The sequence below is a fragment of the Burkholderia cenocepacia genome, from assembly GCF_900446215.1.
Lineage (GTDB): Bacteria > Pseudomonadota > Gammaproteobacteria > Burkholderiales > Burkholderiaceae > Burkholderia > Burkholderia cenocepacia.
The window spans coordinates 73,132-99,534 of sequence record NZ_UAQZ01000017.1; the positions used below are offsets into that span (position 1 = coordinate 73,132).

The following is a 26,403-nucleotide window of genomic DNA, read 5'->3' on the forward strand; positions in this document are numbered from 1 at the left end:
CATTCCCTTCCCGGAGCCGGAACCATGGAGAAAGTCATTTACGTGTTGTGGCGCGATGCACAGGTCGCGCCCGATCAGTGGAGCCGCGGCGTACGCGCGCAGCTCGCCGACCGGCTGCTGTCGCTCGGCGCGCACGGCGTGCAGGTGAACGTCGCCGATGCCGACGTCGCGCCCGCCGCCGGCCTGAAGCAGACCAACACGCAGCCGGGCATCGACGGGATCGTCGCGGTATGGGTCGACAGCGCGAACGCAATGTTCCGCCAGCCGTTCGACGACGCGGTGCGCGCCGTGGTCCCGCACATGGCCGCGTATCTCGTCACCGAGTCGCAGCCGATTCCGAACACGCGCTTCCCCGCGCGGCCCGGCGAGCGTACGACCGGTTTCTCGCAGCTCGCATTCCTGAAGCGCCCGCCGCGCCTCACGCACGAAGCGTGGCTCGACGTGTGGCACGGCCATCACACGCGTGTCGCGATCGATACGCAGGACAATTTCCTGTACGTGCAGAACGTCGTCGTACGTGCGCTCACGCATGCGGCGCCCGGCTACGACGCGATCGTCGAGGAATGCTTCCCGGCCGCCGCGATGACCGATCCGCACGCGTTTTTCGATGCGGTCGGCGACGAGGAGAAGTTCCAGCGCAACGTGGCCGAGATGATGGACAGTTGCGGGCGCTTCATCGATTTCGACAAGATCGACGTGGTGCCGACGAGCCAGTACGTCGTGAAGGCCGTGCGCGGGTGACGTGCCAGGCTCGGGCAGACAAAAAAAAGCCAGCCCCGCGGGGCTGGCTTCGTGCTTCGGGTCGGACGACGATCAGAACTGGTTCATCGTGTTGTCCTTGCCCGCGGCCTTCAGCGCCGCTTCGCCGCTGAAGTATTCCTTGTGATCGTCACCGATGTCCGAACCGGACATGTTCTGGTGCTTCACGCAGGCGATGCCCTGACGGATTTCCTTGCGCTGCACGCCGGCCACGTAGCCGAGCATGCCCTGGTCGCCGAAGTATTCCTTGGCCAGGTTGTCGGTCGACAGCGCGGCCGTGTGGTACGTCGGCAGCGTGATCAGGTGATGGAAGATGCCTGCTTCACGCGATGCATCGGCCTGGAACGTACGGATCTTCTCGTCGGCCAGTTGCGCCAGTTCGGTCTCGTCGTATTCCACGCTCATCAGCTGCGCGCGGTCGTAAGCCGACACGTCCTTGCCCGCTGCCTTCATCGCGTCGTACGCCTGCTGACGGAAGTTCAGCGTCCAGTTGAACGACGGGCTGTTGTTGTACACCAGCTTCGCGTTCGGGATCACCTTGCGGATCTCGCTGACCATGCCGCCGATCTGTGCGATATGCGGTTTTTCGGTTTCGATCCACAGCAGGTCGGCGCCGTTCTGCAGCGACGTGATGCAGTCGAGCACGCAACGCGCTTCGCCCGTGCCGGCGCGGAACTGGAACAGGTTGCTCGGCAGGCGCTTCGGACGCAGCAGCTTGCCGTCGCGCTTGATGACGACGTCACCGTTGCCCAGCTGGTCGGCCGACAGTTCCTCGCAATCGAGGAACGAGTTGTATTGATCGCCCAGGTCGCCCGGCTGGTTCGTCACGGCGATCTGCTTGGTCAGGCCGGCGCCCAGCGAATCGGTACGCGCGACGATGATGCCGTCGTCCACGCCCAGCTCCAGGAATGCGTAGCGGATCGCGCGGATCTTCGCGAGGAAGTCCTCGTGCGGCACCGTGACCTTGCCGTCCTGGTGGCCGCACTGCTTCTCGTCCGACACCTGGTTTTCGATCTGGATGCAGCACGCGCCCGCTTCGATGAACTGCTTGGCCAGCAGGTAGGTCGCTTCCGCGTTGCCGAAGCCGGCGTCGATGTCGGCGATGATCGGCACGACGTGCGTGACGTGGTTGTCGATCTTTTGCTGGATCGCGGCCTTGGCGGCAGCGTCCTTCGCGGCATCCAGCTCGCGGAACAGGCCACCCAGCTCACGGGCGTCGGCCTGGCGCAGGAACGTGTACAGCTCGCGGATCAGCGCGCTGACCGAAGTCTTTTCGTGCATCGACTGGTCCGGCAGCGGGCCGAACTCCGAGCGCAGCGCGGCGACCATCCAGCCCGACAGATACAGGTAGCGGCGTTCGGTGCTGTTGAAGTGCTTCTTGATGGAGATCATCTTCTGCTGGCCGATGAAACCGTGCCAGCAACCCAGCGACTGCGTGTACTTGGACGGATCGGCATCGTACGCGGCCATGTCGGCGCGCATGATCTTCGCCGTGTACTTCGCGATGTCCAGGCCGGTCTTGAACTTGTTCTGGGCACGCATGCGGGCGGCATATTCGGGGCTGATGGCATTCCACGCGCTGCCGTGGTTTTCCTTCAAACCAGCCACTGCCTTGATGTCGTCTTGATATTGGGACATGTCTATCTCCTGGGAACGAAGCGCATTTGAGTAAAGGGTTCAGCGTGCCCGCCGCGTGTGACGAAGCGAACTGCATGGACTCAATAGTAATCCTGTCCAGCGAAATTTCGGTCAAGTCTTATATAAGACATAAGATATAAATTTCTGTTGTTTTTCAATGAGATAGCCAGGCGTTTTTGCGATGCAAAACACGGTTTCAAGCGGCGGTAAAACGCGGCGACAGGAATCCGGCGCGTATCCCGCAATATGAAATTCCCTTTCGGCTGCTGAAGAACGACATGCCTGGGCCGCGGTCGGGCAACGACGAGCGCGCCCCCTTTGTCACAGCCATGACAAAACGTCTATACTTGGACAATTCTTTGATCCGCGCGCATCGGCGCGCCGGCCTGCCTGCTCCGGAGCAACATGAACGACTCGCCCGTTTTCGACACGCTGTGCGAACTGCTGAATACCGCCGGCGCGCGTTTCCGCGTGCTCGAGCATCCGGCGGAAGGCAAATCCGACGCGATCGCCGCGCTGCGCGGCACCCGTCCCGAACAGGGCGCGAAGGCGATGCTCTGCACGTTCAAGGATGGCGGCGACGCCACCGCGCTCGCGGTGATTCCCGGCCACCTGAAGATCGACTTCCGCAAGGTCGCCGATGCACTCGGCCGGCGCAAGGCGACGCTCGCGTCGCCCGACGTCGCGGCCGCCGTCACGCGCTGCGTGATGGGCGCCGTGCCGCCGTTCGCATTCGATTCGAACGTGACGCTCGTCGTCGATCCCGCACTGGTCGAACACAATGACGAGATCGCGTTCAACGCGGGCCGGCTCGACCGCTCGGTCGTGCTCGACGCGGCCGACTACGTCCGGATCGCGCGCCCGCTGCTGGCCGACATCACGCGATCGGAAACGACGGACACCCCGGCTCCCCAGGACCACGCATGAGCACGAACGACACACCACGGCCGTCGGAACAGGCCTCGCTGATCGAGCAGGTGCAGCGCATCGCCGAAGGGCTCGGCGCGATGTTCGCGCCGTTCACCGAGGTCGTCGTGCACGACCTGCGCACGCCGGAACACGCGATCCTCGCGATCCACAACAACCTGTCCGGACGCGCGGTCGGCGATCCCGCGACCGAGCTCGGCCTCGCCCGCATCGCCGACGACGATTTCCCGCAGGTGCTCGCGAACTACCCGAACCGCTTCGCCGACGGCCGCACCGCGAAAAGCACGTCGATCGGCATCAAGGATTCGACCGGACGCTACGTCGCCGCGCTGTGCCTGAATGCCGACGTCACGCTGTTCCGCGGCTTCCAGGGCATGCTGAACCAGTTCTGCCGCACGGACGGCGAGACCGTCGTCGAAACGCTCGACCCGGCCGGCGCGGACGCGATCCGGCAACGCATCGACGCGTTCGCGACGCGCCTCGCGACGACGCCGCGCGAGCTGAAGACCGACCAGCGCCGCGAGCTGATGCAGATGCTGAAGGCCGACGGCTTCCTCGAAGTGCGCCGCGCGATGGAAATCGTGTCGCAGCATCTCGGCGTCTCGCGCGCCACCGTCTACAACGATGCGAAGTGACGCCGCGCGCCCTGCCGTCCCGTTTCGAATTTCCCGTTGACTGACCTTTTCGATCTCTAGCGACCATGAACTCTCCGACTCTCCCCACGTACGACGACGTTGCCGCCGCCGCGGCCCGGCTCGAAGGCCATGCGCACCGCACGCCGGTGATGACGTCGCGGACGATCGACGACGCGCTCGGCGCGCAGGTGTTCTTCAAGTGCGAGAACCTGCAGCGCATGGGCGCCTTCAAGTTCCGCGGCGCGTTCAATGCACTGTCGCGCTTCAGCGCGGAACAGCGCCGGCACGGCGTCGTCGCGTTCTCGTCGGGCAACCATGCGCAGGCGATCGCGCTTTCGGCGCGCATCCTCGGCATTCCGGCGACGATCGTGATGCCGCAGGACGCACCGGCCGCGAAGATGGCCGCGACGCGCGGCTACGGCGGCAACGTCGTGACCTACGACCGCTATACCGAGGATCGCGAGCAGATCGGGCGCGAACTCGCGGAGAAGCACGGGCTCACGCTGGTTCCGCCCTACGATCACCCGGACGTGATCGCCGGCCAGGGCACCGCGGCCAAGGAACTGTTCGACGAAGTCGGCCCGCTCGACGCGGTATTCACGCCGCTCGGCGGCGGCGGCCTGCTGTCGGGCACCGCGCTCGCCACACGGGCGCTGTCGCCGCACGCGAAGCTGTACGGCGTCGAGCCCGAAGCCGGCAACGACGCCCAGCAATCGTTCCGGTCCGGCACGATCGTGCACATCGACACGCCGCGCACGATCGCCGATGGCGCGCAGACGCAGCACCTGGGCAACCTGACGTTCCCGATCCTCCGCCGCGACGTCGACGACATCCTGACCGCGACGGACGCGGAACTGGTCGACTGCATGCGCTTCTTCGCCACGCGCATGAAGCTCGTCGTCGAGCCGACCGGCTGCCTGTCGTTCGCCGCCGTGCGACGGATGAAGGATGCGCTGCAGGGCAAGCGCGTCGGCGTGGTGATCAGCGGCGGCAACGTCGATCTCGAGAACTTCTGCGCGCTGGTGTCGGCACCGGCCTGACCGTCGCGGCGCGCATGAAGATCCTGTCATGCGCGCGCCGCCGACCCTTCACGTCGCGTTAAGTTTCGCGCCCTAGACTGATTACGTCGTCGTGAAGTCAGTCGTGAAGGAGTCACCATGAATACGCACGCGATCGTCGCCGCCGCCCTGGCGGCCGCTTCCCTGTCGGCGTTCGCTCAACCGGGCGTGACGTCATCCGGTTTTCCCGCCGCATCGCCGGCCCCCGCAGTCGCGCAAGCGACGCACCGTTCGCCCGCCGCGTTGCCGCCCGTCGGCTTCGTGTTCGCGAAGATCGATCAGAACAATACGCCGCCCGATCGCGGCGGCGACCCGGGCGGCCGCACGCACGCCGGCACGCATATGTAACGACACGCGCCGGCCGCCGGCATTCAGAACGACGGCAGCGACGGATCGCGGGCGGCGAGGATGTCGTCGGTACGCCGCTGCAGCGCGCCGTCGAGCGTCTCCGGTTGCGGAATCAGCCAGTAGCGCCCGGCGCGAATACCGTCGAATACCCGCTCGGCGAACGCGTCGGGCGTGAGCCCGTGCGCGTTCAGCATCGTGCGCATCGTGTCGACGAAACCGCGCACCTCGGGCCGGTCGTGCGCGGCGCCGAACGGATCGTTGAAGATGCCCGACAGCACGGGCCCCGGCGCGAGCAGCGACACGCCGACCGGTGCGCCGAGCATCTTCAGTTCGCCGTACAGCGATTCCGTCAGCGCGACCACCGCGAATTTCGTCGCCGAATACGGCGACATCAGCGGGCTCGGCAGGAAGCCGCCGACCGATGCGGTGTTCACGACCCGCGCCGGTGCGTTGCGTTCGAGCATGCGCGGCACGAAGCTGCGAATCCCGTTCAGCACGCCGTGCACGTTGATCGCGAAGCTGCGCTCGAAGCGCTCCGGCGTGATTTCCCAACTGAAGCCGGTCGCCATCACGCCCGCGTTGTTGAACAGCAGGTCGACGCCGCCGAAGCGCCGCCATGCGGCTTCGGCCAGCGCGTCGACGGCTTCCGGCCGGCTGACGTCGGTCGGCACGCACAGCACGTCGGTGTCGAGCGTCGCGGCGAACGCGTCGAGTTTCGCCGGATCGAGATCGGCCAGTACGACACGCATGCCGAGCGCGGCCGCGTGGCGCGCCAGCCCGCTACCGATGCCGCTGGCCGCGCCGGTAATCACGGCGGTGCCGCCGTCGAAGCGAATCGAATCGGTCATGTCGGTCAACGTCCTGTCGGGTCGGATGCGCGGCGCTGCGCGAGCGTGCACTGGCCGGCAAGGAACCGGCCTCGGGTATCGGTCATGATGTCTCCTGTCATCGAGTGCGGGCCGTTCAGCTCGAACCCGCGATATCCACACGGTGCAATACGCGCCCGGGTTCCGCTTCGCCCGTTTGAACGAGATCGCGCACGCGAGCGGCAGGTTCGAACGGGAAGCTGTCGAGGGAAGCGCGGCCCGCGCAACGCGCCGAGCCGGTTCCGGCTCGAGGGCACGCGCTCGCCCCGTTTCGTCAGACCAGACGCACGGCCCGCGCGCATGAAACGAAAGGATCCGGAAAGCTGACGCCGGACAATGACGTTTTTTCGCATCCGCAGGCAGCCGGACGATTGACGTGCGCGAACGCACGCCATTACCCTTGCGCGCTGATGGTTCCCAGGGATGGGATCAAAAGGGAACGCAGGCGAGGCAACGCCTCGAAGCTGCGGCTGCCCCCGCAACTGTGAGCGGCGAATCCGTGCCACCGCATGCCACTGGGAAACCGGGAAGGCCCGCACGGACGACGACCCGCGAGCCAGGAGACCTGCCATCGACCCGAGGTCCAGCAGCCGCACCGGGCGGGGTGTCCCGATGCGCCAGGCGCCGCCCCCGGGTGGTCGCCCGTTGCATGGACGACCCGACCTCAGGATCCACCAGATGTCCATCGTTCCCGAATCCGCTTCCCGGCCGGAAGCGTCGCACCGACACGCCGTCGGCATCCGTTGCTTGTCCGCCCTCCGCTCACGATCGCCGTACCCGCTACTCGCTTTGTCCCGCCGTCTCATGAACCTTCGTCACCTGCTCGCCACGTCCGCCGCCACCGCGCTGCTTTCCCCGCTCGCCCATGCGGCCGGCGACACGGCGCCTGCGCAGCCCGCCGGGCCCGCGGAAGGGGCGGACCTGCCGACGATCAGCGTGACCGACACGCGGCACCTGCCCGAATCGTTCGACCGGCGTTACGCGTCGACCCAGGTGCTCACGCGCGACGATCTCGACCGGCTGTCGCCGGCCGACCCGAGCATCACGCAGGCGCTCGCGACGCTGCCGGGCGTGACCGTCACGCAGAACGGCGGGCCCGGCTCGTCCGCGTCGGTCAGCATCCGCGGTTCGTCGGCGAGCCAGGTCGCCGTGTTCATCGACGGCATCCGGATCGGCTCGCCGACCACCGGCATCGCGCCGTGGGCCGACCTGCCGACCGACGCGTTCGAGCGCGTCGAGGTGATCTCCGGGCCGGCCGCCGCGTCGTTCGGCAACAACGCGATGGGCGGCGTCGTGCAACTCTTCACGCGCCGCGCCGCCCAACAGCCGAACCAGACCACCGTGTCGTTCGGCGGCGGCACGAACAAGACGTTCGACACGCGGTTCCGCACGTCGGGCACGGTGCCGTCGACGGGGCCGCTGGCCGCGCTCGGCGGGCTCACCTATTCGCTCGGGCTGCACGACTACAACACGGCCGGCATCGACGCGACGCGGCCGTTCTTCTACGGTCACGAAGACGGCCGCAATCCGTATCACGCGCAGGATCTCGACGCGCGGCTCGGCTATGCGCGCGACAACTGGTCGATCTCGACGTTCGCGCTGTACCACCGCTCCGACCTGTCCTACGACAACAGCGGCTACGCGAATCGCGAGCTCGATCACCAGCTGACGACCGGCGTCGCGTTCCATCTCGACATCACGCCCGATACGCAATTCGACCAGTCGTTCGGTTATGCGAACGACCGCCAGTTCATCTACGCGGACAACCCGGCCCTCGCGACGGACCAGATCAATTCGCAACGCATCAGCACGTCGACGTCGCTGACCCATCAGGCGCACGGATTTCATCTGTTCGGCCTGCCGCTGTCGGGCGAATCGAAGCTCGCCTACGATTTCACGCGCGAACAGGCGTTCCTGCCGGTCGACATTCCCGGTGGCGTACCGACGCGCAACGATTCCGCGTTCTCGCTGCACCAGTCGGCGACGCTCGGCAGCGTGACGATGTTCGTCGCGGGTCGCCACGAGATCGTCGCCGGGCAAGCGGTGAACACCGGCAACGCCGCGCTGTCGTGGGCGATCACGCCGGTCTACACGGCGCGCGTGTCGTACGGCAATGCATTCCGCCTGCCGACGTTCAACGACCTGTACTATCCCGGCTACGGCAATCCGAGCCTCAGCCCGGAACGCAGCACGTCGGTCGAGGCCGCGCTCGACGCGAACACGGCGTACGGCACCTTCACCGCGGCGATCTACGATACGCGCGTCAACAACCTGATCGCCTACAACCCGGCGACGTTCTCGCCGATGAACATCGGCCGTTCGCACATTCGCGGCATCGACCTGTCGTACAAGGGGACGATCGGCCGTTCGACGCCGGTGAGCATCGCGGTCGGCATCCTGAATCCGCAGGACGAGACCAACCAGACCTGGCTCAGCCGCCGGCCGCGCCAGACGGTCAGCCTGAACGTCGACCACACGTGGGACGAATTGAAGCTGCATGCGCTGAGCACGGGCGCGTCGCTGCTGTACGGCGGTTCGACGTTCGACGATCCGGCCAACCGGCAGTATCTGGCGTCGTACCTGACGGTGAGCCTGCGCGCGTCGTACCGGATCAATTCGCACCTGACCGTGTCGGCGTCGCTGTCGAACCTGTTCGACCGGCAGTACATGACCGCGTACGGCTACAACACGCTCGGGCGCACCGCGTTCGGCAAGGTCAGCTATACGTTCTGACGAGCTCACGCATCCGCATGAAGCGCCACGCCGGCACGCGCGGAAAATTGACATCGCGGCCAAACCTAATAGAATTAGTTTTTTGACTAATCCGCATAGCATTCGTCATGGCGCGTGCCGGCATTACCGTGGACAAGCTCGTCGAAGCCGGCGCGCGGCTCGCCGATGAAACCGGCTTCGAGCTGCTCACCGGCGCGGCGCTCGCGCGACATTTCGACGTCAAGCTGGCGAGCCTGTATTTCCATATCCCGAGCTTCGACGATCTGAAGAGCCGGATCGCGCTGTTCGCGCTGCAGGAGCTGGCCGATCGCGCCACCGACGCGCTGGCCGGCCGCACCGGCAAGGACGCGCTGGCCGCGCTCGCGAACGTCTATCGCGACTACGCGCGGGCGCATCCGGGCCGCTTTGCGGCCGCGCGCCATCCGGTGAGCGCCGAACGGGCCGCCGAAAGCGCGGGCGGGCAGCTCGTCAGGATGACGGCGGCGGTGCTGCGCGGCTACGACCTGCCGGAAACCGAACAGGCGCACGCGATCCGTCTGCTCGGCGGCTTCTTCATGGGCTACGTGACGCTCGAAAGCGCCGGCGGCTTCTCGCACAGCGCACCGGATTCCGACGCGTCGTGGTCGCGCAGCCTCGATGCGCTCGACGTGATGCTGCGTCACTGGCCGTCGGCCGCCTGACGCACCGAACGGAACCCGAGCGATGAAAGACAAACCCGACGGCGTCGTACTGCCGAGCCGTGTCGTTCCCTTCCCGACCTCGATCAGCGACGAAGCGCGCGCCGCGCTGCAACGCCTGACCGGCGACGACGGCGTGCCGCTGAACGCGTTGCACGTGATGCCGGCCCCGGACGATATCGACGCATGGATGCGCGTGAAGGCCAGCGCCGACGCACATTACGCGGCCGCGGTCGAGCAGCTCGCCGGCTATCTGCGTTCGAGCGTCGAGACGATCCGCGTCGGCGCCGCGGACGTGCATGTCGCGACACCGGAAGCTGGGGCTTCCAGCGCCTATGCGACCATCGACCTGCACGGCGGCGCGCTGGTCGTCGGCGGTGGCGCCGCGTGCCGTGCCGGCGCGCAGATGCAGGCCGACCGGCTCGGCGTGCGCTGCTACGGCGTCGACTACCGGATGCCGCCCGAGCATCCGTATCCGGCCGCGCTCGACGACTGCATCGCGACCTATGCCTACGTGCTGGAGCGCTACGCACCGGAACACGTCGTCATCGGCGGCCGTTCGGCCGGCGGCAATCTCGCCGCCGCGATGGTGCTGCGCGCCCGCGACGAGGGCCTGCCGCTGCCGGCCGCGCTCGTGCTGCTGTCGCCGGAAGCCGACCTGACCGAATCCGGCGACAGCTTCGAGACCAACCGCCTGGTCGACGTCGTGTTGCCGGGGCCGCTGATGGCGAACAATCTGCTCTACGCGAACGGCGCCGATCTCGCGCGTCCGTACCTGTCGCCGCTGTTCGGCGATTTCGCCGCCGGCTTCCCGCCGACCTTCATCCAGAGCGGCACGCGCGACCTGTTCCTGTCGAACGCCGTGCGCCTGCATCGCGCGTTGCGACGCGCGCAGGTGCCGACCGAGCTGCACGTGTTCGAGGGGATGCCGCACGGCGGATTCATGGGCGCGCCGGAGGATATCGAGCTGAGCCAGGAAATCGCGCGCTTCGTGCACGCGCACATGCACGCATCGAATGGAGCCGGCGATGAATAGAAACGCACCCGGCAACGACATCGGCATCGGCCGGGATCGCTGCGCTGCCCCGCGCGTCTAGATCAGTCCGCGCACGCCCGCGACCAGCTGGATCGCGCCGAATCCCGCGACGATCGCCGCCGACACGCGCGACAGCCCGTGCATGAACCCGAACGACAGCCTCGTGCGTAGCGCGGCGCTCGCGCTGCTCAGGCACAGCCACCACATGGCCGAACCGATGAACACGCCGGCGACCATCGATCCGACGGTGGCCCCCATCGCGCCTTCCTGCGTGCCCGGCAGCGGGCCGAGCGCCGCGAAGATCCCGACGAACGACACGATCGTCATCGGGTTCGACAGCGTGAGGCCGAACGTCGTCAGGAAATCGCGCAGGACCGTCGTACGCGGCAGCTCGCGTTGCCCCGCCGGCGCGGCCGGCGCCTGGCGCGCGATGGTCCACGCGAGCCAGACGAGAAACGCGCCGCCGCCGATTTTCAGGGCGACGGTCAGCATCGGGAACGCGGTGACGAGGCCCGCAACGCCCAACGCGCCGAGCAGGCCGTAAATCGCGTCGGCGCATGCGGCGCCGATGCCCGTCGCGAATCCCGCCTGGAAGCCGCGGCTCAGGCTGCGCTGAATGCACAGCATGCCGATCGGGCCGACCGGCGCCGCGATCGACCACCCCATCACGACGGATTTGATGAACAGCATCGCCTGCCCCTTGCAGCATCCAGTGGATCGAACAGGCATCGTAGGGAAAGTCCGGCCCCCGCTGAATACGGTTTTTAAGGAAAAATAGGCACTCCACCTTAAAAACGCCCGCCGCGATGGACGATCTGGACTGGAAGATACTGGCGCTGTTGCAGGACAACGGACGCATCAGCTATACGGAGCTCGCGCGCCAGGTCCACCTGTCGGTGCCGGCGGTGACGGAACGCGTGAAGCGCCTTGAAGCAGCCGGCGTGGTCGAGGGCTACACCGCGCGGATCAACCCGTCCGCGGCAGGCTATCCGGTGAGCGCGCTGATCGGCATCACGGTGCAGCAACCGGCGAAAGCGAAGTTCCTGAAACTGCTGGAGACGATTCCCGAAGTCGTCGAATGCCATCACGTGACGGGGGCGGATTCGTACGTGATGCGGTTGGTCGCCGTCAGCATGGCTCATCTCGAACAACTGATCGAACGCATCAACCTGTACGGCGAAACGCGCACGTCGATCGTGATGTCGACGCCGCTGCCGGCGCGCGGGCTCGCACGGCCGCCGTCGAAGCCCGGCGACACGCGCAGGTAGCGGGCCGCGGTTTCAGGCTCCATCGCCGGTCCCGGCCGGGACCGAAGACGACCGATGGCCGTCGTCTCCGGTCATGCGGCCGGGTTCCCGCATGGCGATCGGCACGAGCCGGCTATTTGCCGACCGCGCCGCCGAGCAGGCCACCCACCAGCGACGTCACCGGCGCGAGCGGGTTGGCGAGCGCGCCCAGCGGCGAGCCGCCGCCGCTCGCACCGGTCTCGGCGCCACCGTGCACGGTCGCCGGTATGCCGCCGACCACGCTCGTCACCAGACCGGCGACCGGCACCGCGCCGTTCGGGCCGCTCGGGTTCACGAGGCCGCCCGCATTGGTCACCGTGTTGCCGACCGCCCGGACGAGACCGCCGACCGCGCCGACGATCGGCTGCGGCGACGTGGACGTCACCTTCCATCCAGCCGACGTGATCGCTCCGCCGACCTGCCCGAGCAGGCCCGCGACCGGCTGCCCGAGGCCCGTTGCGGTGCCGGCCTGCTGCGTGAGCTGACCGGCCGTCGTCACGAGCGGCGTGATCGCCGTGCTGAGCGCCTGCGTCGCCTGCTGGACCGGGCCCGACGACAGGGCCGAGCCGAGCATGGTGCCGCCCGACTTCAGGCCGCCGGCCACCGTGTCGAGTAGACCGCCGACGGGCGTCGTAATCGGCGCGAGCGGCGACAGCGGGCCGGAGCCGAGCGCCTTCACCGTTTCGCTGAGACCGTTGACCGGGTTGCTGGTCGAGCCGACGAGGGTGCCGAGGCCCGTCACCGTCGTGCCGACCGGGTTCGGCGTGAAGCCGATCTGGCCGATACCGTTGCTCACGGCGTTCGTCGTGTCGCGGATGAGCGTGCCGACGCCGGTGACCGTGTCGGCCGGCCCGGCCGTCATGGTCTTGCCGACGCCGGGCAGTGTCACGTCGCCGAGCGTCGAGCCCGCGGCCAGCACGACTGCGCCGACGGAACTGATGATGCCGTTGGTGCCGGGTGTACCGCTGGTTCCACTCGTGCCGCTGGTTCCGCTCGTGCCGCTGGTTCCGCTCGTGCCACTGGTTCCGCTCGTGCCACTGGTTCCGCTCGTGCCACTGGTTCCGCTCGTGCCGCTGGTTCCGCTCGTGCCGCTGGTTCCGCTTGTGCCACTGGTCCCGCTCGTGCCGCTCGTGCCGCTCGTGCCGCTCGTGCCACTGGTGCCGCTTGTGCCGCTCGTCCCGCTCGTCCCGCTCGTCCCGCTCGTGCCGCTCGTGCCGCTCGTGCCGCTGGTCCCGCTCGTACCACCGGTTCCGTTCGTCCCGCTCGTACTCGTCCCGATGGTGTTGCCGGCCAGCGTCGGCGCCGTAATGTCACCGCCGCCGCACGCCGCGAGCGCACACGCAGTGGCAATGGCGGCGAGTGAAACATTCGCCTTGATGAAGTGATTGTGCATGGAAGCCCCCGTTCGCTATTCAGCTCGATCACGTCAACAAGCATCTAGCGTGCCATCTCCGTGGGCCTCCTTCACATTGTCACGATCGCCTTTCGATCGCGGTCCGGGCCGCACTGCGCGTCACGGCACATCGCGTGCGGATCGTGCGTCGCGGCGCGTCCCGTCCTGGCATTCCGATCGCGCTGACGTAACACCGGCCCCGCGTTACGTAGCACCGACCGGGAAAAACCGGCAGCATCCTCGTCACGGCCGCTTCACCAGCTTCACGATCGTCAGCGTGCCGTTGACGTTTTCCACCCGAACCCGAACCTTGTCGCCCACATGCAGCGGCGGGATCATCGCCGCGTCGCCGGCCTTGAATGCCATCGTCATCGGCGGCATGCCGATGTTGTCGAGCGCGCCGTGCTTCAGCGTCACGAGCCTGCGGCCGGCATCGATTGCCTTGACTTCGGCATCGGTCAGCGTCGCATTCGACGCCGACATGGTCGCGCCGCCTGCGTTCATGCCCGGCATGTCGCCGCCGGCGAGCGCCGGCATGGCAATGGTCGCCATCGCGCACGACACGACGACAGCGCGAAAACAGGTCTTCATCGAGCATCTCCCGTCGAGCCAGCGCGTTTCCGTCGCCAGCCAGCGCCACGCATCACACGATCAACGTCGCACCGGCCCACGCGATCAGCACGACACCCAGCACGCGGCCGATACGCTCGCCACCGGGCAGCACCTTCTCCACGAACACGAACAGCGACAACGCGACGATCCACACCACGTTCATCACGCCGCCGACGAACAGCAGCGCCATCAGCAACCAGCAGCAGCCCACGCAAACGATGCCGTGCCGCACGCCCAGCAGGAAACTGCCGGCGACGCCCGGGCGCCAGTGCGCGACCAGGAATGCAGCCGGCGCCCGGCATTGCCGCAGGCACGCGCGTTTCAGCGGCGAGAATTGATAAAGCCCGGCCAGCGCCAGCACGATGGCGGAAAGGCGCGCACTCTTCGACCACAGCATCATCGCGGAGATCAGCCCGGCCGGTTGCAGCAGCGCCTGAAGCAGCGCCGCGCCGATCGAGAACGCGAGCCACGTCGTCAGATAGCCGGTCAGCAGCGCCACCGACGTGAACGCCGATCCCGTCGCCCCGTCGCCGTGCTGCCGTAGCACGCGCCGGTACAGCATCACGAGCGGCGCCGCGCCGGGCGTCATCATCGCGATCATCATCACCCACCACATCGCGATCACGGTCGGCAGAGGCGGATCCATGCTGCCCATGCCGTCCGCCAGCCGATGCGGAAACAGCGCGACGGTCGTCATCTCCCGCGCCGACATGCCGGTTCCCGCGCCCGTCCACAGATAGAACCAGCACAGGCCGACGAGCGCGGCCATGCCGATCAGCGTGACGGCGCGCTCGCGGGCGAGCCAGGTGTCGAACGGCGTCATGCCGCGGCGCGATGCCGAATCAGCCCGTGGTTGTTCAGATGCAGCCGCGCGAATTGCGCATAGGTTCCGTCGAGATTCAGCGCGATGTTGCCCTGCGAGCGCCCCGTGCCCGAACCGATCTCGGCCAGCTCGTATTCGAAACCGTGCGGCAGGTCGATCCGCACACGGTGCTCGGCACCCGTCACCGGATTGTGGATGGGTTCGCCGGCTGCGTCGAACACACCGTCCACGTGAATCCGGCCGCGCCGCGCATCGACGTCAACGTCGAAATCGATCTTCGTGAAGATCGGCTCGAACGCGTGCTCGAGCGTCGACGCATACACCGAAAACATCGTCGCGAACGGATCGGTATCCTGACCGGTCATGATCTTCAGCACGGCCTCGCGCTGTGCCGGACTGGCACGCTCGTCGACGATCGGTTGGCACTTGCCCTTGCCTTCGTGAACGGCGCCCGGCCACTGGAACACCACCGCGATCCTGACGCCGTCGAGCACCACGTCGCCGTAGTGGCCGCTGTCGATCGAAATCGCCCCCATCGCTTCGCAGTTGCCGTTGGTCGGCAGCGCATTGAACTGGCAAGGGCAACCGTATGAGCAATTGCAACTGATCATTTCGGTTCCCTGAATTTCCCACGGTGTCATGGCTCCACCTCGCGCTCTGAAACAGACGAACGCTTCGAATCTAGTGCACGCGATCGGGGAAAGCAAAGCGGTCGTGGCGGCGTGAAAACCGGGGGTTCCGGCCTCACGTAAGACGTTTCAGGATGCGTTCGCCGGGTTGCGCCGGAAACCGTCTCGTCCGCCTGTTCTCACACGATCAGCGAAGCAACGATCGCGCACCACACGGCGCCGGCGCCGCACAGAAACACGCGCCGCGCGACGAACATTCGCGACTCGTCGCCGGGGGTTTTCATCGGCGACGTGGCAAGAAACGGCACGCTGGCGAGGCACGCGAAACCCGCCAGCGCGGGCACGATCACGACGTAGTCGCCGAACCGCCAGGGCAGCGCTTCGTGCAACCCCCAGTAGCCGAGAAACAGCATGCCCATCGAGAACATCGTCGCGGCGGCCGAACTGAGCGCGACCACCGATCCTGTCGGAAATTGCACGGGAACCTCCCCTCGCGCGACCCGCGCGCTGACGCCCATCTCGCCGGGGACCGCGATGACGGCGTCTGCCGGCGCAGACTCACGCGTTCATGTCCGGCTCGAACGCATCGCGTGCGCCGTCGCGACCAGGCAGCGAATGCGCGTTGTCACGGATTGACAGGCTCGACCCGATCGAATGGCCATGTCGTACCCGTTTAACGAGGACGTGCGTGGGCCGCTAACCCGGTTTTTTCGTGCCCTGCGCAACGGAAATCCACCCGACCACGGCCGCGGCGACCCAGCAGCAGGTGATCATCAGGTCCAGATCCATCCAGCCCTCGAAATTCGTACTGTTTTCGAAACTGCAGCGCTGATGGCCCCTGACCCACATGCAGCCGCTGATCAACTGCTGGACATGCATGTAGATGCTGTACACGGCAACGGCCGAAGCGATGATGGCGACCCGCAGGCTTATGCTCTTTTTCATTGACGCTGAAGGCGTGGGATGATTTCCCGACGATCTTAAGCCAATGGCGATGCATGACGCAATCGATCCGGTATCGTCCCGATTGACCCGCATGCGTAAAAGCGCATCGATTGTGGCAACCTCGACGGAAGCCGGCATGCGTCGCGACGGCGGAAGGATTTCGCGCGTTCAGGCGCGATGCCGCATGGATCGCGGGGCGGCTCTCCGCACCACCGCGCTCAATCGACGACCGGCCTGATCGTCTTCAGGCAATCCGCCGCCAGTTGGTGATAAATCCGCGTGCCATTCGCCTTCGCGTCGATCTCCGCGCCGCTCAGCCGGCGTACGACACGCGCCGGCATGCCCGCCAGCAGCACGCCGCGCGGCACGTCGTAGCCGGCCTTCACGAACGCACAGGCCGCGACGATCGTCGTTGCGCCGATCGTCGCACCGTCCATCACGACCGCATTCATGCCGATCATCGTGTCCGGCTCCAGCGTCGCGCCATGCACGATCGCGCCGTGGCCGATGTGGCTGTTCACGCCCAGCCGGCAGGTCTCGCCGATCCCGACGTGCAGCACGCAGCCGTCCTGCACGTTGCTGCCGTCTTCGACGACGATCGCGCCGAAGTCGCCGCGCAGGCTCGCATGCGGGCCGATGTAGCAGCGCGCGCCGATCGTCACGTCGCCGATCACGACCGCGCTCGGGTCGAGGTACGCGGACGGATCGACGCGCGGCCGCATCCCGTTGAATTCGAACAGCGGCATCGTCAGAGCGCCGCGACCGCTTCCGGCACGAGCGTGAACAGGTCGCCGACGACACCGTAATCGGCCACGCTGAAGATCGGTGCTTCGGGATCCTTGTTGATCGCGACGATCACCTTCGAATCCTTCATGCCGGCCAGGTGCTGGATCGCACCCGAAATGCCGACCGCGACGTACAGCTGCGGCGCGACGATCTTGCCGGTCTGGCCGACCTGGTAGTCGTTCGGCACGTAGCCGGCGTCGACTGCCGCGCGCGATGCGCCGAGCGCGGCCTGCAGCTTGTCGGCCAGCGGCTCGAGCACCTTCGTGTAGTTTTCGCCGCTGCCCAGTCCGCGGCCGCCCGACACGACGATGTTCGCGCTGGTGAGTTCCGGCCGATCCAGTTTCGTCACTTCACGGCTCACGAAGTGCGACGTGCCGACGTCTGCCGCTGCGTCGATCCTCTCGACCGTCGCATTGCCGCCTTCCGCCGAAACCGGATCGAAGCCGGTCGCCCGCACCGTGACGACCTTGACCGGATCGCCCGACTGCACGGTCGCGATCGCGTTGCCCGCGTAGATCGGGCGCTCGAACGTGTCGGCCGATACAACAGCCGTGATCTCGGAAATCTGTGCGACATCCAGTTTCGCGGCGATACGCGGCGCGACGTTCTTGCCGTACGCGGTGGCCGGCGCGAGGATGTGCGAGTAGTCCTTCGCGATGTTCAGCGCGGTCGCTTCGACGTTTTCCGCCAGGCCTTCGGCCAGATGCGGCGCATCGGCCAGCAGCACCTTCGAAACGCCCGCGATCTTTGCCGCTGCATCGGCCGCCGCTTGCGCGTGGTGGCCCGCGACCAGCACGTGAACATCGCCGACGCCCGCGGCATCGAGCGCCCGTGCCGCGGCCACCGCATTCAACGTCGCGGCCTTGATCGACACGTTGTCGTGCTCGGCCACTACCAGAATCGTCATGTCGTTGCGTTCCCTGTTACAGCACCTTGGCTTCGGTCTTCAGCTTGCCGACCAGCGTCTGCACGTCCGGCACCTTCACGCCGGCCGCGCGCTTCGGCGGCTCGCTCACCTTGAGCACTTTCACGCGCGGTAATACGTCGACGCCGAGATCGTCGGGCTTCACCGTTTCCAGCGGCTTCTTCTTCGCCTTCATGATGTTCGGCAGCGTCACGTAGCGCGGCTCGTTCAGGCGCAGGTCGGTCGTCACGACCGCGGGCAGTCGAAGCGACAGCGTCTGCGCGCCGCCGTCGACTTCGCGCGCCACCGTCGCATGGCCGTCGGCGATCACGACTTTCGACGCGAACGTCGCCTGCGGCAGACCGGCCAGCGCGGCGAGCATCTGGCCCGTCTGGTTCGCATCGTCGTCGATCGCCTGCTTGCCGAGAATCACCAATTGCGGCTGCTCCCGGTCGACCAGCGCCTTCAACACCTTCGCGACGCCCAGCGGTTCGACGCCTTCATTCGACTCGACGAGAATCGCGCGATCCGCGCCGATCGCCAGCGCCGTGCGCAGCGTTTCCTGCGCCTGCGCGACACCCACCGATACCGCGACCACTTCGGTCGCGACTCCAGCCTCCTTCAACCGCACCGCTTCTTCCACCGCGATTTCGTCGAACGGGTTCATCGACATCTTCGCGTTCGCGATATCGACGCCCGTCCGGTCGGATTTCACGCCGACCTTCACGTTCGCGTCGACCACGCGTTTCACTGCCACGAGCACTTTCAACTGCCTGTCTCCTGTTCCGTTGCGCGAGCGCGCCGTATCAGCGCGCGGTAAACCCGCCGTCGATCACGAGCTCCGCGCCCGTCACGTAGCGGCCTGCCGGCGACACGAGATACAGGATGCCGGCCGCGATATCGCGCGGATTGCCGATCTTCGCCATCGGCACGTGCGTCTGCATGTACTCGAACGCGCGATCGGGGTCCTGGCCCATCTGGCGAAACGCGTCCTCGAGCATCGGCGTGCGGATATAGCCGGGATGCACCGAGTTCGCGCGGATGTTCTTCGCCGCGTACAGCATCGCGTCGACCTTTGCCATCATCCGCACCGCGGCCTTCGACGCGTGATACGCGGGCACGTCGGGGCCGCCGACGATCCCGTACATCGACGACAGGTTCACGATCGACCCGCCGCCGGCTGCGTCGATATGCGGAATCGCCGCGCGCGTGCACAGGAACACGCCGTTGACGTTCACGTCCTGCACGCGCTGCCATTGCGCGAGCGTGAGCTCGTGCGTCGGCACGTTGTGCCCTTCGATACCCGCGTTGTTCACGAGCACGTCGAGGCGCCCGAAGCGCGCGACGATCTCGTCGAACACGCGCGCCACATCCGCCTCGTGCGTGACGTCGAGCGACCAGAATGCGGCCTGGCCGCCCTGTGCGCGGATGTCCTCGACCAGCGCTTGCGCCGGCTGCGACAGCACGTCGAGAATCGCGACGCTCGCGCCGGCCGCGGCCAGCGTACGCGCCGTCTCGGCGCCGATACCGCGCGCGCCGCCGGTGATCGCGGCCACCTTGCCGCGCAGGTCGAACAGTTCTTCGATGAGTTTCATGTCGTCTCCTTGTATTCGGATGGGCGCCTTCGAGCGCATCCGACGTTATCGCGTATTCCGCGCCGCAAGAAAATCGAGGCATTCCCGATTGAAATAATCGGCGTGCTCCACCATCACCCAATGGCCGCAGCGGTTCATCAGCACGAAGCGCGCATCGCGGCAGCGTTCGAGGAAGGTCAGCGCGCCGCCGACCGGATTGAAGCGATCGTCCGTACCCCAGAAACCGAGCACCGGGCTGCGCAGATCGCCGAGCGCCGCGGTCAGGTTCGGCACGCTCATCGTCGACAGCACTTCGGTCGGCTGCTCGACGCATACCTTCATCCGCTCGGCGACGAGCGCGTCGGTCACGATCGCCGGGTCGTGCACGAGCAGCGTCAGCAGTTCGCGCATCGTGTCGTCATTCATCTGGCGATGGGTGAACAGCTTCACCATCCGCTGAATCCCTTCCATCCGGAAATAGGTGTCGCGATCCTCGACGCCGCCGGGCGCCATCATGATCAGCCCGTCCACTTCGTCCGGGTAGTCGAGTGCGTATTTCAGCGCGATCGCGCCGCCGAGCGAATTGCCGAGCAGGACGGCCGGCCCGATCCCGAGCGCGGCGAGTTGCGCATGCAGCGCACCGACGAAGAAATCGAGCGTATAGGCGACGTCGGACGGCTTCGACGACTGCCCGTAGCCGGGCAGGTCGACGACGATCGCGCGATGGCCGGCCGCCGCGAACGCCGGATAGTTGTGCTTGAAGTTGCTGAAGCCGCTGGCGCCCGGCCCGCTGCCGTGAATGAACACCACCGGCCGGCCCTCGCCCGCCTCGAAATGATGCAGGCGCATGCCGCCCGGTACGTCGGTGAAGATGCCGGCCGGCGGCGTCGTGGGGGTCGTCATCGCGGGTTGTCTCCTTCGTCGTTCGATGGATGCCTGCCACGATGATTGCGCCGCCGGCGCCGGCTGGCATCATCCTTTCAGACTACGAAGCCGCGCGCACTTGTTCCTATCATCGGTCCACCGAAACGGAGGCGACGATGAACGGATTCGACTACAGCGGCAAGACGGTGCTCGTGACGGGCGGCACCAAGGGCATCGGGCGGCGCATCGCCGAACGGTTCCTCGCGGCCGGGGCGCGCGTGTTCGTCTGCGGACGCAGCGCGCCCGATACGCCGCCGTCGGCGAATGGCCGCACGGCTGCCTTCGTCGCGGCCGACCTGCGCGACATCGAGCAGGTCGACGCGATGCTCGCGACGATTCGCGACATGGCCGGCGGCCTCGACGTGCTCGTCAACAACGCGGGCGGCTCGCCGTTCGCGCTCGCGGCCGATGCGTCGCCGCGCTTCACCGAATCAATCGTGCGGCTGAACCTGATCGCGCCGCTGCAACTCGCGCAACGCGTGAACGCGATCATGCAGCCGCAGTCCACGGGCGGCGTGATGCTGTTCATCGCGAGCGTCAGCGCATCGCGACCGTCGCCCGGCACGGCCGCGTACGGCGCCGCGAAAGCCGGCCTCGTCAACGCGGTCACGTCGCTCGCGGTCGAGTGGGCGCCGCGCGTGCGCGTGTGCGCGATCAGCCCGAGCCTCGTGCAGACCGACGCGGCGACCGAAGGCCACTACGGCGACGATGCCGCGCTCGACGCGATTCGCGCGACGATTCCCGCCGGCCGGCTCGCGACACCCGACGACGTCGCCGCCGCCTGCCTGTTCCTCGCATCGCCCGACGCGTCGTACACGTCGGGCGCGAACCTGCGACTCGACGGCGGCGGCGAACGGCCCGCGTTCCTGTCGGCCGCACGGACGGACGCGCGCTGAACCATGCGACGCACACGGTGCGCAGCCGGTCGTTGCCGATGCTAGGGAAGTCCTCTAGTTCATTTTGACGATTCCCTGCTACCGCGATCTCCCTACTCTGCCTCTCACGACAACACACAGAGTCGACCGTCGTCGATACCCCAAGAGGAGACACCATGCATCAACGGATTTCGCGCCGTACCGACAAGCGGGCCGCCGCCACGCTGTCGACGCTGGCCGCCGCGCTGCTGACGTGCGCCGTTCCGGACGCACACGCCGGCAGCACGATCGCGCTCGGCGCCGACACGACGCTGGACTATACGTTCACGCTCAGTTACGGCCTCGGCATGCGCACCCGTGCGCCGAGCGGCAATCTGCTGACGCCGGCGAACATCAACGGTGACGACGGCGATCGCAACTTCGCGAAGAACAAGCTGATCGAGAACCAGGTCAGCCTGCTCGGCGAAGTGAACCTGAAGCATGACGACTGGGGGATATTCGTTCGCGCGGACACGTTCTACGACCAGGCGTATCGGCGCCCGAACTACAACGACGCGCCGGGCACCGTGAACCACTCCGGCCAGTACAACGACTTCACGAGCGACGCGCGCTACTGGTCGGGCGGCCACACGACGCTGCTCGCCGCGTACGCGTACAACACGTTCCATCTCGGTTCGACGAGCCTGAACGTGAAGGTCGGCGATCAGGTGGTCGCCTGGGGCGAAAGCCTGTTCTTCCCGAACATCGCGGGCGCACAGGGGCCGTCCGACGCGACCAAGTCGTACATGGCCGGCGCCGAGGTCAAGGACATCCTGCTGCCGGTGCCGCAGATCTCGACGCAGTGGCAGATCACGCCGAACTTCAGCCTGCTCGGCTACTACCAGTTCTCGTACCAGCAGAACCGGCTGACCGCGCCCGGCACGTACTGGAGCTACTCCGACGTCACGGGCCCCGGCGCGCAATACATCATCGGCCCGGGCGGGATGATCATTCCGCGCGGCCCGGACGACAAGCCGAGCGCACGCAACCAGTGGGGGATCGGCGCGCGCTTTCGCATACTCGGCGACACCGAGCTCGGCCTGTACCACCTGCACTACAACGACATGAACCCGAGCGTCGTCACGACGTACTTCCCGACGCTGCAGTACCAGCAGAAGTATTTCAGCAACATCAAGCTGACCGGCGCGAGCTTCTCGACGCAGGTCGGCCCGGTGAACGTCGCGGGCGAAGTGTCGTACCGCCAGGGCGCGGCCGTGCTGGTCAATACGGCGACCGGCCCGCAGTCGACCCGCGCGAACGTGCTGCAGACCAACCTGTCGGGCATCTACTCGATCGGCCCGAGCTTCCTCGCGAACTCGCAATCGCTGATCGGCGAACTCACGTACGTGCACGCAGGCAGCATCTCGGCGCTCGACGGCTCGACCACGCTGTCGAATTCGCGCAACGCGCTCGCGATGGAGATCGCGTGGACGCTCAGCTACAAGAACGTGTTCAACGGCTGGGATCTCGACGTGCCGCTGACCTACACGCACGACCTGACGGGCACGTCGCCGCTCGCCGGCGCGCTCGGCTCGCTGACGGGCCAGGGCGATCACCGCGTGACGGCCGGCCTGACCTTCACGCGCCTGAGCAACCTGCAGCTGTCGCTCGTCTATGCCAAGTTCCTCGGCTCGCCGAACCCGGTCACGCGTCCGCTCTCGGATCGCGACTACGTACTGGCCACGGCGACCTATCACTTCTGAGCGGCCCGGCCGCTCGTCACTCAGCAACAAGAGGATCGATATGAAACGCATTCATCTCCCCCTCCTTCGCGCCTCGGTGATGGCCGCGTGCGCGGTCGTCGCGACGGCGTCGTTCCCGAAGGTCACGCCGGACGACCTGAAGGCGCTCGACGGCCCGCTGACGCCGATGGGCGCGCTGCGCGCCGCGAGCAAGGACAACGGCGTGCCGGAGTGGTCGGGCAAGTGGCTCGGCACGCCGCCCGACGTGCAGTACAAGCGCGGCGGCCGCTACCCCGATCCGTTCGCGAACGAGAAGCCGGTCGCGACGATCACCGCGGACAACATGGCGCAGTATGCGGAGCATCTGACCGACGGTCAGAAGGCGATGTTCAAGCGCTATCCGGCCACGTTCAAGATCAACGTCTACCCGAGTCATCGCGATTTCCGCTACACCGATTCCGTCTACAAGGACATCCGCACGTACGCGCCCGATTCGACGATGACGTCCGACGCGAACGGGCTGACCAACGCGCCGCCGCAGGTGCCCTATCCGATCCCGAAGACGGCGGCCGAGCTGCTGTGGAATCAGCGCATGTCGTCGGCGATCGGTGCAGAGCAGGCAACCTACGACCAGGCGGTCGTCTATTCCGACGGCAACATCGCGTGGGGCAAGGTGCGCTATGACATCTACTCGCCGCGCAACGTCGGCAAGTACGACGTGAAGAATGACCTGAACAACCGCACGTTCTACCGCAACGCGACGGAGTTGCCGCTGTCCGACCGCGGCTCGCTGATCGTCGGCTTCCAGAACTGGGACAAGGCCGGCGCGGACAACGCGTCGCGCACGTGGATGTACAACCCCGGCACCCGGCGCGTGCGCCAGGCGCCGGAATACGGCTATGACCAGCCGCAGGGCCCGGGCGGCTTCCGCACCGTCGACGACGATCGCCTGTACAACGGCCCCGGCGACCGCTACGACTGGAAGATCGTCGGCAAGCGCGAGATCTACGTGCCGTACGACAACTACAAGGCGATGGACAGCTCGGTCAAGTATGCGGACCTGCTGACCAAGGGGCATGAAAACCCGGCGTACATCCGCTACGAACTGCATCGCGTGTGGGTGCTGCAGGCGACGCTGAAGAGCAACTACCGTCATCAGTATGCGAAGCGCGTGCTGTACATCGACGAGGATTCCTGGATGACGCTGCTCGCCGACAACTACGACGCGCGCGGACAGCTGTGGCGCACCAACGTCGCGACGACGCTGTATGCGTACGACGCGAAGACGTTCTATCCGGGCGTCGTGTTCTTCCACGACCTGATCTCCGGCGCATACATGGCCGACCGCCTCACCAACGAAGGCCCGATGCCGAAGCTCGACAACAGCCCGCAGTTCAGCGAAGCGTACTTCTCGCCGGACGCGATCCGTAGTTCGGGTAACTGATCGATCGACGCGGCCTGCCCGCGCTCCACGCGCCGGAGCCCCGCTCCGGCGCACGACGCCGCCCGCGACGGCGGCCTTTTTCCATTCGAGGGCCCTTTCATGTCTTCCCGCCTGCATACGACGCTCGGCGACGAGCTGTACGCCGCGTGGCACGCGCGCGCGCCGGTCGCGCCGCTGTCGAGCCGCCCGCGCCGTCTGTCGCTCGACGATGCCTATCTCATCCAGCAGCGCTTCATCGAACGCCGCGTCGAACACGGCGAAGCGGTCGTCGGCAAGAAGATCGGCGTGACGAGCCAGGCCGTGCAGGACATGCTCAACGTGCGCCAGCCCGATTTCGGCATCCTGCTGTCCGGCATGCACCATGCGGCCGGCGAAGCGATCGCGACCGACTCGCTGATCGCGCCGCGCGCCGAGGGCGAGATCGCGTTCATCCTCGCGCACGACCTGCGCGGCCCCGGCATCGACCGCACCGACGTGATCGCCGCGACGGCCGCCGTCGCGCCCTGCTTCGAGATCGTCGATTCGCGCATCCGCGACTGGGCGATCCGGATCGAGGACACCGTCGCCGACAACGCCTCGTGCGGTGTGTACGTACTCGGCGATGCGCGCGTCGATCCGCGCACGCTCGATCTCGCCGCCTGCGAGATGACGATCGAGAAAAACGGCGAGCCCGTCGCGCGCGGTCGCGGCGATGCGGCGCTCGGCCATCCCGCCGATGCGGTCGCGTGGCTCGCGAACACGCTCGCCGCCTACGACGTGCCGCTGCTTGCCGGCGAGATCGTGCTGTCCGGCTCGCTCACGAAACTGATTCCGGTCACGGCCGGCGACACGCTGTCGATGCACATCGCCGGCATCGGCGGCTGCGACGTCCGCTTTATCTAAAGGAACACTCCCGATGAAGAAAATCAAATGCGCATTGATCGGGCCGGGCAACATCGGCACCGATCTGTTGTACAAGCTGCGCCGTTCGCCGGTGCTCGAACCCGTGTGGATGGTCGGCGTCGACCCGGCATCCGACGGCCTCGCACGCGCGCGCGAGTTCGGCCTGAAAACCACCGACAAGGGGGTCGACGGGCTGCTGCCGCACGTCGTCGGCGACGAGATCCGCATCGCATTCGACGCGACGTCGGCATACGTGCATCGCGACAATTCCGACAAGCTCACCGCGCTCGGCGTGAAGATGATCGACCTGACGCCCGCGGCGATCGGGCCGTATTGCGTGCCGCCGGTGAACCTCGACGCGCATCTCGACAGCGCGCAGACGAACGTGAACATGGTGACCTGCGGCGGCCAGGCGACGATTCCGATGGTGTATGCGGTGTCGCGCGTACAGCCGGTCGCGTACGGCGAGATCGTCGCGACCGTGTCGTCGCGCTCGGTCGGCCCCGGCACGCGCAAGAACATCGACGAGTTCACGCGCACGACGTCCGGCGCGATCGAACAGGTCGGCGGCGCACGCAAGGGCAAGGCGATCATCGTCATCAACCCGGCCGAGCCGCCGCTGATCATGCGCGACACGATCCACTGCCTGACCGACGGGCCGCCCGACGTCGACGCGATCACCGCGTCCGTGCATGCGATGGTCAAGGAAGTGCAACGCTACGTGCCCGGCTACACGTTGAAGAACGGCCCGGTGTTCGACGGCAATCGCGTGTCGGTGTTCATGGAAGTCGAGGGGCTCGGCGACTACCTGCCGAAGTACGCGGGCAACCTCGACATCATGACCGCCGCCGCGGCCGCCACGGCCGAGCGTTTCGCCGAACAGATGCTGGCCGCGACGGCCGCCACCGCTTGAGCCGAGGAGCCACAC

28 protein-coding genes and 1 riboswitch are annotated in these 26,403 nt (G+C 66.9%); of the genes, 14 read left to right on the forward strand and 14 right to left on the reverse strand.

What is annotated here, in order from left to right; genetic code table 11:
- Window positions 1–24 precede the first annotated feature (24 nt).
- Window positions 25–741, forward strand: a complete 717-nt coding sequence (locus DTA15_RS34810; protein ID WP_006483047.1) for an EthD domain-containing protein — start codon at window positions 25–27, stop codon at window positions 739–741.
- 72 nt (window positions 742–813) lie between these two features.
- Here the strand turns inward: DTA15_RS34810 and DTA15_RS34815 are convergent, their stop codons facing one another.
- Complete coding sequence (locus DTA15_RS34815) at window positions 814–2,397, reverse strand: isocitrate lyase (protein WP_006483004.1); 1,584 nt, start codon at window positions 2,395–2,397, stop codon at window positions 814–816.
- A gap of 405 nt (window positions 2,398–2,802) precedes the next feature.
- On the opposite strand from DTA15_RS34815, the gene DTA15_RS34820 reads away from it, so the two are divergent.
- From DTA15_RS34820 to DTA15_RS34835, 4 genes are all read left to right on the forward strand, one after another.
- Window positions 2,803–3,324 (forward strand): YbaK/prolyl-tRNA synthetase associated domain-containing protein, encoded by a 522-nt coding sequence (locus DTA15_RS34820; RefSeq protein ID WP_006483022.1) that lies wholly within the window; start codon window positions 2,803–2,805, stop codon window positions 3,322–3,324.
- Window positions 3,321–3,959: a helix-turn-helix transcriptional regulator gene (locus DTA15_RS34825; RefSeq protein WP_006483016.1), complete on the forward strand. Its 639-nt coding sequence runs from the start codon at window positions 3,321–3,323 to the stop codon at window positions 3,957–3,959. The genes DTA15_RS34820 and DTA15_RS34825 overlap by 4 nt, the downstream gene beginning before the upstream one ends.
- 65 nt (window positions 3,960–4,024) lie before the next feature.
- The gene (locus DTA15_RS34830) at window positions 4,025–4,999 is read left to right on the forward strand and encodes a threo-3-hydroxy-L-aspartate ammonia-lyase (protein ID WP_006483053.1); all 975 of its coding nucleotides are present in this window, start codon (window positions 4,025–4,027) and stop codon (window positions 4,997–4,999) included.
- A 117-nt stretch (window positions 5,000–5,116) separates the two neighbouring features.
- Window positions 5,117–5,365 (forward strand): hypothetical protein, encoded by a 249-nt coding sequence (locus tag DTA15_RS34835; protein WP_006483063.1) that lies wholly within the window; start codon window positions 5,117–5,119, stop codon window positions 5,363–5,365.
- A 23-nt stretch (window positions 5,366–5,388) separates the two neighbouring features.
- On the opposite strand, the gene DTA15_RS34840 is transcribed toward DTA15_RS34835, so the two are convergent.
- Window positions 5,389–6,213: an SDR family NAD(P)-dependent oxidoreductase gene (locus DTA15_RS34840; protein WP_006483043.1), complete on the reverse strand. Its 825-nt coding sequence runs from the start codon at window positions 6,211–6,213 to the stop codon at window positions 5,389–5,391.
- A 412-nt stretch (window positions 6,214–6,625) separates the two neighbouring features.
- A riboswitch (cobalamin riboswitch) is annotated at window positions 6,626–6,818 on the forward strand.
- Window positions 6,819–7,035: 217 nt separating this feature from the next.
- On the opposite strand from DTA15_RS34840, the gene DTA15_RS34850 reads away from it, so the two are divergent.
- The 3 genes from DTA15_RS34850 (at window position 7,036) to DTA15_RS34860 (ending at window position 10,677) form a co-directional block, all read left to right on the forward strand.
- On the forward strand, window positions 7,036–8,964 hold the full coding sequence (locus DTA15_RS34850) for a TonB-dependent receptor domain-containing protein (RefSeq protein WP_006483015.1): 1,929 nt from the start codon (window positions 7,036–7,038) through the stop codon (window positions 8,962–8,964).
- Between the two features lie 128 nt (window positions 8,965–9,092).
- Window positions 9,093–9,644, forward strand: coding sequence for a TetR/AcrR family transcriptional regulator (locus DTA15_RS34855; RefSeq protein ID WP_227743158.1), 552 nt, complete (start codon window positions 9,093–9,095; stop codon window positions 9,642–9,644).
- Between the two features lie 22 nt (window positions 9,645–9,666).
- The gene (locus tag DTA15_RS34860) at window positions 9,667–10,677 is read left to right on the forward strand and encodes an alpha/beta hydrolase (protein WP_006483050.1); all 1,011 of its coding nucleotides are present in this window, start codon (window positions 9,667–9,669) and stop codon (window positions 10,675–10,677) included.
- A gap of 57 nt (window positions 10,678–10,734) precedes the next feature.
- Here DTA15_RS34860 and DTA15_RS34865 read toward each other — a convergent pair whose 3' ends face one another.
- Window positions 10,735–11,367 carry a LysE family translocator gene (locus DTA15_RS34865; RefSeq protein ID WP_012493349.1) on the reverse strand — a complete coding sequence of 211 codons (633 nt, stop codon included), beginning with the start codon at window positions 11,365–11,367 and terminating at the stop codon, window positions 10,735–10,737.
- A 116-nt stretch (window positions 11,368–11,483) separates the two neighbouring features.
- Between DTA15_RS34865 and DTA15_RS34870 the strand changes: the two genes are divergently transcribed.
- On the forward strand, window positions 11,484–11,945 hold the full coding sequence (locus DTA15_RS34870; protein ID WP_006483067.1) for an Lrp/AsnC family transcriptional regulator: 462 nt from the start codon (window positions 11,484–11,486) through the stop codon (window positions 11,943–11,945).
- A gap of 112 nt (window positions 11,946–12,057) precedes the next feature.
- Here DTA15_RS34870 and DTA15_RS38405 read toward each other — a convergent pair whose 3' ends face one another.
- The 11 genes from DTA15_RS38405 to DTA15_RS34935 all read right to left on the reverse strand — a co-directional run bounded on the left by DTA15_RS38405 (window position 12,058) and on the right by DTA15_RS34935 (window position 20,532).
- Window positions 12,058–13,356 (reverse strand): collagen-like triple helix repeat-containing protein, encoded by a 1,299-nt coding sequence (locus DTA15_RS38405; protein WP_006483060.1) that lies wholly within the window; start codon window positions 13,354–13,356, stop codon window positions 12,058–12,060.
- Window positions 13,357–13,599: 243 nt separating this feature from the next.
- Window positions 13,600–13,947: a copper-binding protein gene (locus tag DTA15_RS34885; protein WP_006483033.1), complete on the reverse strand. Its 348-nt coding sequence runs from the start codon at window positions 13,945–13,947 to the stop codon at window positions 13,600–13,602.
- Window positions 13,948–13,999: 52 nt separating this feature from the next.
- A complete protein-coding gene (locus DTA15_RS34890; protein WP_006483061.1) occupies window positions 14,000–14,791 on the reverse strand; it encodes a DUF2182 domain-containing protein in 792 nt (263 codons plus the stop codon).
- Window positions 14,788–15,432 carry a DUF1326 domain-containing protein gene (locus tag DTA15_RS34895; protein WP_006491659.1) on the reverse strand — a complete coding sequence of 215 codons (645 nt, stop codon included), beginning with the start codon at window positions 15,430–15,432 and terminating at the stop codon, window positions 14,788–14,790. Before DTA15_RS34895 ends, DTA15_RS34890 begins: the two co-directional genes overlap by 4 nt.
- 167 nt (window positions 15,433–15,599) lie before the next feature.
- Window positions 15,600–15,899: a hypothetical protein gene (locus DTA15_RS34900; RefSeq protein WP_012493350.1), complete on the reverse strand. Its 300-nt coding sequence runs from the start codon at window positions 15,897–15,899 to the stop codon at window positions 15,600–15,602.
- A gap of 217 nt (window positions 15,900–16,116) precedes the next feature.
- A complete protein-coding gene (locus tag DTA15_RS39485; RefSeq protein ID WP_369719009.1) occupies window positions 16,117–16,503 on the reverse strand; it encodes a hypothetical protein in 387 nt (128 codons plus the stop codon).
- 80 nt (window positions 16,504–16,583) lie between these two features.
- Window positions 16,584–17,111, reverse strand: a complete 528-nt coding sequence (locus DTA15_RS34915) for an acyltransferase (RefSeq protein WP_006483026.1) — start codon at window positions 17,109–17,111, stop codon at window positions 16,584–16,586.
- Between the two features lie 2 nt (window positions 17,112–17,113).
- Entirely contained in the window at window positions 17,114–18,058 is a 945-nt protein-coding gene (locus DTA15_RS34920; protein ID WP_006483027.1) for an electron transfer flavoprotein subunit alpha/FixB family protein, read from the reverse strand.
- 16 nt (window positions 18,059–18,074) lie between these two features.
- Entirely contained in the window at window positions 18,075–18,824 is a 750-nt protein-coding gene (locus tag DTA15_RS34925; RefSeq protein WP_006483005.1) for an electron transfer flavoprotein subunit beta/FixA family protein, read from the reverse strand.
- 37 nt (window positions 18,825–18,861) lie between these two features.
- Window positions 18,862–19,650 carry an SDR family NAD(P)-dependent oxidoreductase gene (locus tag DTA15_RS34930; protein WP_006483065.1) on the reverse strand — a complete coding sequence of 263 codons (789 nt, stop codon included), beginning with the start codon at window positions 19,648–19,650 and terminating at the stop codon, window positions 18,862–18,864.
- Window positions 19,651–19,695: 45 nt separating this feature from the next.
- Entirely contained in the window at window positions 19,696–20,532 is an 837-nt protein-coding gene (locus DTA15_RS34935) for an alpha/beta fold hydrolase (RefSeq protein WP_006483031.1), read from the reverse strand.
- A 137-nt stretch (window positions 20,533–20,669) separates the two neighbouring features.
- Between DTA15_RS34935 and DTA15_RS34940 the strand changes: the two genes are divergently transcribed.
- The 5 genes from DTA15_RS34940 to DTA15_RS34960 all read left to right on the forward strand — a co-directional run bounded on the left by DTA15_RS34940 (window position 20,670) and on the right by DTA15_RS34960 (window position 26,388).
- Window positions 20,670–21,449 (forward strand): SDR family oxidoreductase, encoded by a 780-nt coding sequence (locus DTA15_RS34940; RefSeq protein ID WP_006483021.1) that lies wholly within the window; start codon window positions 20,670–20,672, stop codon window positions 21,447–21,449.
- A 155-nt stretch (window positions 21,450–21,604) separates the two neighbouring features.
- Window positions 21,605–23,170, forward strand: coding sequence for a DUF1302 domain-containing protein (locus tag DTA15_RS34945; RefSeq protein WP_006483062.1), 1,566 nt, complete (start codon window positions 21,605–21,607; stop codon window positions 23,168–23,170).
- A 40-nt stretch (window positions 23,171–23,210) separates the two neighbouring features.
- Window positions 23,211–24,593 (forward strand): DUF1329 domain-containing protein, encoded by a 1,383-nt coding sequence (locus tag DTA15_RS34950; RefSeq protein WP_006483040.1) that lies wholly within the window; start codon window positions 23,211–23,213, stop codon window positions 24,591–24,593.
- A 99-nt stretch (window positions 24,594–24,692) separates the two neighbouring features.
- On the forward strand, window positions 24,693–25,475 hold the full coding sequence (gene dmpE, locus DTA15_RS34955) for a 2-oxopent-4-enoate hydratase (RefSeq protein WP_006483057.1): 783 nt from the start codon (window positions 24,693–24,695) through the stop codon (window positions 25,473–25,475).
- 13 nt (window positions 25,476–25,488) lie between these two features.
- Entirely contained in the window at window positions 25,489–26,388 is a 900-nt protein-coding gene (locus DTA15_RS34960; protein ID WP_006483009.1) for an acetaldehyde dehydrogenase (acetylating), read from the forward strand.
- The last annotated feature ends 15 nt before the right edge of the window (window positions 26,389–26,403 follow it).

What these genes read in the sequence shown, in the direction of transcription:
- DTA15_RS34960 (WP_006483009.1), top strand. Translation starts at nt 25,489, where the DNA reads ATGAAGAAAATCAAATGCGCATTGATCGGGCCGGGCAACATCGGCACC.
- DTA15_RS34935 (WP_006483031.1), bottom strand. Translation starts at nt 20,532, where the DNA reads ATGACGACCCCCACGACGCCGCCGGCCGGCATCTTCACCGACGTACCG.
- DTA15_RS34945 (WP_006483062.1), top strand. Translation starts at nt 21,605, where the DNA reads ATGCATCAACGGATTTCGCGCCGTACCGACAAGCGGGCCGCCGCCACG.
- DTA15_RS34890 (WP_006483061.1), bottom strand. Translation starts at nt 14,791, where the DNA reads ATGACGCCGTTCGACACCTGGCTCGCCCGCGAGCGCGCCGTCACGCTG.
- DTA15_RS34825 (WP_006483016.1), top strand. Translation starts at nt 3,321, where the DNA reads ATGAGCACGAACGACACACCACGGCCGTCGGAACAGGCCTCGCTGATC.
- DTA15_RS39485 (WP_369719009.1), bottom strand. Translation starts at nt 16,503, where the DNA reads ATGCCGGCTTCCGTCGAGGTTGCCACAATCGATGCGCTTTTACGCATG.
- DTA15_RS34850 (WP_006483015.1), top strand. Translation starts at nt 7,036, where the DNA reads ATGAACCTTCGTCACCTGCTCGCCACGTCCGCCGCCACCGCGCTGCTT.
- DTA15_RS34930 (WP_006483065.1), bottom strand. Translation starts at nt 19,650, where the DNA reads ATGAAACTCATCGAAGAACTGTTCGACCTGCGCGGCAAGGTGGCCGCG.
- DTA15_RS34870 (WP_006483067.1), top strand. Translation starts at nt 11,484, where the DNA reads ATGGACGATCTGGACTGGAAGATACTGGCGCTGTTGCAGGACAACGGA.
- DTA15_RS34895 (WP_006491659.1), bottom strand. Translation starts at nt 15,432, where the DNA reads ATGACACCGTGGGAAATTCAGGGAACCGAAATGATCAGTTGCAATTGC.
- DTA15_RS34810 (WP_006483047.1), top strand. Translation starts at nt 25, where the DNA reads ATGGAGAAAGTCATTTACGTGTTGTGGCGCGATGCACAGGTCGCGCCC.
- DTA15_RS34865 (WP_012493349.1), bottom strand. Translation starts at nt 11,367, where the DNA reads ATGCTGTTCATCAAATCCGTCGTGATGGGGTGGTCGATCGCGGCGCCG.
- DTA15_RS34915 (WP_006483026.1), bottom strand. Translation starts at nt 17,111, where the DNA reads ATGCCGCTGTTCGAATTCAACGGGATGCGGCCGCGCGTCGATCCGTCC.
- DTA15_RS34860 (WP_006483050.1), top strand. Translation starts at nt 9,667, where the DNA reads ATGAAAGACAAACCCGACGGCGTCGTACTGCCGAGCCGTGTCGTTCCC.
- DTA15_RS38405 (WP_006483060.1), bottom strand. Translation starts at nt 13,356, where the DNA reads ATGCACAATCACTTCATCAAGGCGAATGTTTCACTCGCCGCCATTGCC.
- DTA15_RS34950 (WP_006483040.1), top strand. Translation starts at nt 23,211, where the DNA reads ATGAAACGCATTCATCTCCCCCTCCTTCGCGCCTCGGTGATGGCCGCG.
- DTA15_RS34940 (WP_006483021.1), top strand. Translation starts at nt 20,670, where the DNA reads ATGAACGGATTCGACTACAGCGGCAAGACGGTGCTCGTGACGGGCGGC.
- DTA15_RS34820 (WP_006483022.1), top strand. Translation starts at nt 2,803, where the DNA reads ATGAACGACTCGCCCGTTTTCGACACGCTGTGCGAACTGCTGAATACC.
- DTA15_RS34835 (WP_006483063.1), top strand. Translation starts at nt 5,117, where the DNA reads ATGAATACGCACGCGATCGTCGCCGCCGCCCTGGCGGCCGCTTCCCTG.
- DTA15_RS34885 (WP_006483033.1), bottom strand. Translation starts at nt 13,947, where the DNA reads ATGAAGACCTGTTTTCGCGCTGTCGTCGTGTCGTGCGCGATGGCGACC.
- dmpE (WP_006483057.1), top strand. Translation starts at nt 24,693, where the DNA reads ATGTCTTCCCGCCTGCATACGACGCTCGGCGACGAGCTGTACGCCGCG.
- DTA15_RS34830 (WP_006483053.1), top strand. Translation starts at nt 4,025, where the DNA reads ATGAACTCTCCGACTCTCCCCACGTACGACGACGTTGCCGCCGCCGCG.
- DTA15_RS34815 (WP_006483004.1), bottom strand. Translation starts at nt 2,397, where the DNA reads ATGTCCCAATATCAAGACGACATCAAGGCAGTGGCTGGTTTGAAGGAA.
- DTA15_RS34840 (WP_006483043.1), bottom strand. Translation starts at nt 6,213, where the DNA reads ATGACCGATTCGATTCGCTTCGACGGCGGCACCGCCGTGATTACCGGC.
- DTA15_RS34920 (WP_006483027.1), bottom strand. Translation starts at nt 18,058, where the DNA reads ATGACGATTCTGGTAGTGGCCGAGCACGACAACGTGTCGATCAAGGCC.